General features: G+C 70.7%; 3 protein-coding genes and 2 pseudogenes. All 5 read left to right on the top strand.

Going from position 1 to position 4,325, the window contains the following annotated elements:
* Positions 1–469 (top strand): annotated as a pseudogene (locus x551_RS19020) (methylenetetrahydrofolate dehydrogenase); the annotation flags it as partial.
* 126 nt (positions 470–595) lie between these two features.
* Complete coding sequence (gene fchA, locus x551_RS19015) at positions 596–1,228, top strand: methenyltetrahydrofolate cyclohydrolase (protein ID WP_036230598.1); 633 nt, start codon at positions 596–598, stop codon at positions 1,226–1,228.
* A gap of 51 nt (positions 1,229–1,279) precedes the next feature.
* Positions 1,280–2,448, top strand: a pseudogene (locus x551_RS19010) (malate--CoA ligase subunit beta).
* Between the two features lie 43 nt (positions 2,449–2,491).
* Positions 2,492–3,382, top strand: a complete 891-nt coding sequence (sucD, locus tag x551_RS19005) for a succinate--CoA ligase subunit alpha (RefSeq protein WP_036230602.1) — start codon at positions 2,492–2,494, stop codon at positions 3,380–3,382.
* Positions 3,382–4,325, top strand: a 944-nt coding sequence (locus tag x551_RS19000; RefSeq protein WP_036250230.1) for a phosphoenolpyruvate carboxylase, incomplete at its 3' end; no start/stop codon positions are given. The genes sucD and x551_RS19000, both read left to right, overlap by 1 nt.

The raw sequence follows: 4,325 nt of genomic DNA, 5'->3' as shown, positions 1-4,325 counted from the left end.
GCGCGCCGCGGTGATGCTGGCGAAGGAGGGCGCGCGCGTGGCGATCACCAGCCGCACGCTGGAGCGCGCGCAGGCGGCCGCACGGGCCATCGCCGAGCGCTTCAAGATCGAGGTCGACGCGATCGAGGCGGACGACAACGCGGCCCGCGCCCGCGCCATCGAAGGCGCGAACCTGGTGTTCGCCACCGGCGCGGCCGGTGTCGCGCTGCTCGACGAGGCGGCCTGGAAGGACCACCCGCAGCTCGAGCTGCTGTCGGACGCCAACGCCACGCCCACGCTGGGCATCGAGGGCATCGACATGATGGACAAGGGTGCGCAGCGTCACGGCAAGACGGTGTTCGGCGCCATCGGTTTCGGCGCGCTGAAGATCGCGCTGCACCGCGCCTGCATCGCCCGCATGTTCGAACAGCAGGATCTCGTGCTCGACGGCGAAGAGATCTACGCCATCGCGAAAACCATGGTGGGGTAGATGACGACCCCCCCGTTGCGGCTGCGCCGCTCCCCCCGAGGGGGCGCCGCTGGCGGGCCGGCCAAGCCGGACCCGCGGCGGCCACTCGGGGGGTCGTGAGATGCGGACGGGGTGTGTGAAGGAGACATGAACGTGATTGACGATCTGACGACAAGCAAGTTTCTCGACGCACTGGCCAGCGGCAACGCCACGCCGGGCGGCGGCAGCGCCGCCGCGATCATGGGCGCGATGGGCGCCGCGCTGGTGTCGATGGTGGCCAACCTCACCATCGGCAAGAAGGGCTACGAGGCCGTCGAGACCGAGATGCGCCAGCTGCTGGCCGAGTCGGAGGCACTGCGCGTGCGCTTGGCCGACATGGTGGCCGAGGACGTGGCGGCCTTCGACACGCTGATGGCCGCCTACAAGCTGCCGAAGACGAGCGACGACGAGAAGGCCGCGCGCAGCGCGGCCATCCAGGCCGGCCTGAAGCTGGCCACCGAGGCACCGTTGGCCTGTGCCCGCGCCTGCGCCGAGGCAGTGCGCCTGACCGAACGCGCTGTCGCGCACGGCAACCTCAATGTCATCAGCGACGTCGGTGTCGGCGTGGTCGCGGCCTGGGCCGCGCTGCGCAGCGCCGCGCTCAACGTGCACATCAACGCGCCGCAGATCAAGGACCGCGCCTGGGCCGACCGCGCGCTGACCGAGCTGCAGGGCCTGCTCGCCGAATGCGGGCCGCTCTCCGAGCGCGTGCACGACACGGTCAAGGCCAAGCTCGGCTGAGCCGGGCTGCTCGCCGCCCGCCGAATTCCACAGAACCCACAGGAGACCACGATGGACATTCATGAGTACCAGGCCAAGGAACTGCTCGCCGGCTTCGGCGTGCCGGTGCCGCGCGGCAGCGTGGCCTACAGCGCCGACCAGGCCGTCTACGCCGCCACCGAACTCGGCGGCTGGCACTGGGCCGTGAAGGCGCAGATCCACTCCGGCGGCCGCGGCAAGGCCGGCGGCGTGAAGCTGTGCCGCACCTACCAGGAAGTGGCCGCCGCCGCGAAGGCGATGCTCGGCGCCACGCTGGTGACCAACCAGACCGGCCCGGCCGGCAAGGTGGTCAACCGCCTCTACGTCGAGCAGGCCGAACCCTTCGAGCGCGAGCTCTACCTGGGCTTCGTGCTGGACCGCAAGATCGAGCGCATCCGCGTCATCGCCTCGGCCAACGGCGGCATGGAGATCGAGGAGATCGCGCACGACAAGCCCGAGTCGATCCTGCAGATCGAGGTCGAGCCGGCGGTGGGCCTGCAGCCCTTCCAGGCGCGCGAGATCGCCTTCGGCCTGGGCCTCAACATCAAGCAGGTGAGCCAGGCGGTCACGGCCATCATGGGCTGCTACCGCGCCTTCCGCGACCTCGACGCGACGATGGTCGAGATCAACCCGCTGGTGGTCACCAAGGACCAGCGCGTGCTGGCGCTCGACGCAAGATGAGCTTCGACGACAACGCGCTGTTCCGCCGCCGCCAGATCGCCGAGATGCGCGACGTGGCCGAGGAGGACCCGCGCGAGGCCACCGCCAACCAGCATGGCCTGAACTACGTGGGCCTCGAAGGCGACATCGGCTGCATCATCAACGGCGCCGGCCTCGCCATGGCGACGATGGACATGATCAAGTACGCCGGCGGCGAGCCCGCGAACTTCCTCGACGTCGGTGGCGGCGCCTCGCCCGAGCGCGTCGGTCAGGCCTTCAACCTCGTGCTGTCGGACCGCAACGTCAAGGCGATCCTGGTCAACATCTTCGCCGGCATCAACCGCTGCGACTGGGTGGCGCAGGGCGTGGTGCAGGCCGCCAAGGGCCTGCGCGTGCCGCTGATCGTGCGGCTGGCCGGCACCAACGTGGAGGAGGGCCAGAAGATCGTGCGCGAGTGCGGCTTGCCCATCATCACCGCCGACTCGCTGGCCGAGGCCGCGCAGAAGGCCGTGCAGGCCGCGCGCGAGCACGTGCCCGCCTGAGCCTGACGACGACGACCCTCACCGACGAGAAAGCGAGACACCCATGAGCATCCTGATCGACGAGAAGACCCCCGTCATCGTGCAGGGCTTCACCGGCGACAAGGCGACCTTCCACGCGAAGGAGATGATCGCCTACGGCACCAACGTGGTCGGCGGCGTGACGCCCGGCAAGGGCGGCCAGCGCCACCTGGAACGCCCGGTGTTCAACACCGTCAAGGAAGCGGTCCGAGACACCGGCGCCGAGGCCAGCCTGCTGTTCGTGCCGCCGCCGTTTGCCGCCGACGCCCTGATGGAAGCGGCCGACGCCGGCCTGAAGCTGGTGTGCATCATCACCGACGGCATCCCGGCGCAGGACATGATGCGCGTGAAGCGCTACCTCCGCCGCTACGCGAAGGAGCAGCGCACCACCATCGTCGGCCCCAACTGCGCCGGCATCATCAGCGCCGGCAAGGCCATGCTGGGCATCATGCCGGGCAACATCTACCAGCGTGGCAACGTCGGCATCGTGTCGCGCTCGGGCACGCTGGGCTACGAGGCCGCCGCGCAGATGAAGGCGCTGGGCATCGGCGTGACCACCAGCGTGGGCATCGGCGGCGACCCGATCAACGGCAGCTCCTTCCTCGACCACCTCGAGCGCTTCGAGCAGGACCCGGAGACCAAGGCCGTGATCATGATTGGCGAGATCGGCGGCCCGCAGGAGGCCGAGGCCTCGGCCTGGGTCCAGGCCCACATGAGCAAGCCGGTGGTCGGCTACGTGGCCGGCCTCACCGCGCCGAAGGGCCGCCGCATGGGCCATGCCGGCGCCATCATCTCCGCGGTGGGCGACACGGCGGCCGAGAAGGCCGAGATCATGCGCTCCTACGGCCTGCTGGTGTCGCCGAGCGCGGCCGAGCTGGGCAGGACCGTCGCGCAGGCGTTGACGCGCGTGCAGTGATGGGCGAACGTTCCCGCCCCGACCTCGCGGACCCCGACGAGTCGGCCGCCGGCGCCGAACGCGCCGACGCGCTGGCCCGCTCGGAGCTGCTGCGTGCGGCGCTGATCGGCGTCATCGAACGCTACGAGCCCGAGGTCGCGCGCGTGCTGCGCGGCGAGGCGCCGCAGGAGCGCATGTCCACCCGCCTGCTGGCCCGCACGATCCAGGCGCAGGCGATCTGGTTCCAGCTGCTCGCCATCGCCGAGCAGAACCGCGACATGCGGCGCCGCCGCGAGGTCGAGCGCCAGCGTGGCCATGCGCAGGTGCGCGGCACCTTCGCGCACGTGTTCCACACCGCCGTCGAGGCCGGTCTCGATGCGAAGCAGATCCGCGAGGCGCTGTGCAGCCTGCGCATCCGCCCGGTCATCACCGCGCACCCGACCGAGGCCAAGCGCGTGACGGTGCTCGAACGCCACCGCCGCATCTACCTGCGCCTGTTCGACCTGGAGTCGCCGCGCTGGACCGACCGCGAGCGCGAGGACCTCACCCGCGCGATCAGCGACGAGGTCGAGCTGCTGTGGCTCACCGGCGAGCTGAAGCTCGACAAGCCCACGGTGGACCAGGAGGTGGCCTGGGGCCTGTACTTCTTCGACGAGAACCTGTTCGACGTCGTGCCGCAGCTCTACGGCCGCATCGAGGCCGCGTTCGCGAAGCAGTTCCCCGGCGAGACGCTGGAGCTGCCGGTGGTGTTCGGCTTCGGCTCGTGGATCGGCGGCGACCGCGACGGCAACCCCTTCGTGACCAGCACGGTCACGCGCCACACGCTGTGGCAGATGCGCCTGGCGAGCCTGCGCCGCTACCGCAGCCGGCTGGCCGACCTGGCGCGCAACCTCAGCATCAGCGAGCGGGCCGCCGCGTTGCCGGAGGACTTCCGCGCCGCCGTCGCCGCGGCGCTGGCTGCACT

Origin of the sequence: Methylibium sp. T29 (genome assembly GCF_000576205.1) — a bacterium.
In the GTDB taxonomy this organism is placed as follows: domain Bacteria; phylum Pseudomonadota; class Gammaproteobacteria; order Burkholderiales; family Burkholderiaceae_C; genus Methylibium; species Methylibium petroleiphilum.
The sequence above is the reverse complement of the archived record's forward strand: the minus strand, read 5'-3'. Positions and strand labels throughout refer to the sequence as shown.

Coding starts and splice junctions, on each gene's coding strand:
- fchA (WP_036230598.1), top strand. CDS start 596: ATGAACGTGATTGACGATCTGACGACAAGCAAGTTTCTCGACGCACTG.
- sucD (WP_036230602.1), top strand. CDS start 2,492: ATGAGCATCCTGATCGACGAGAAGACCCCCGTCATCGTGCAGGGCTTC.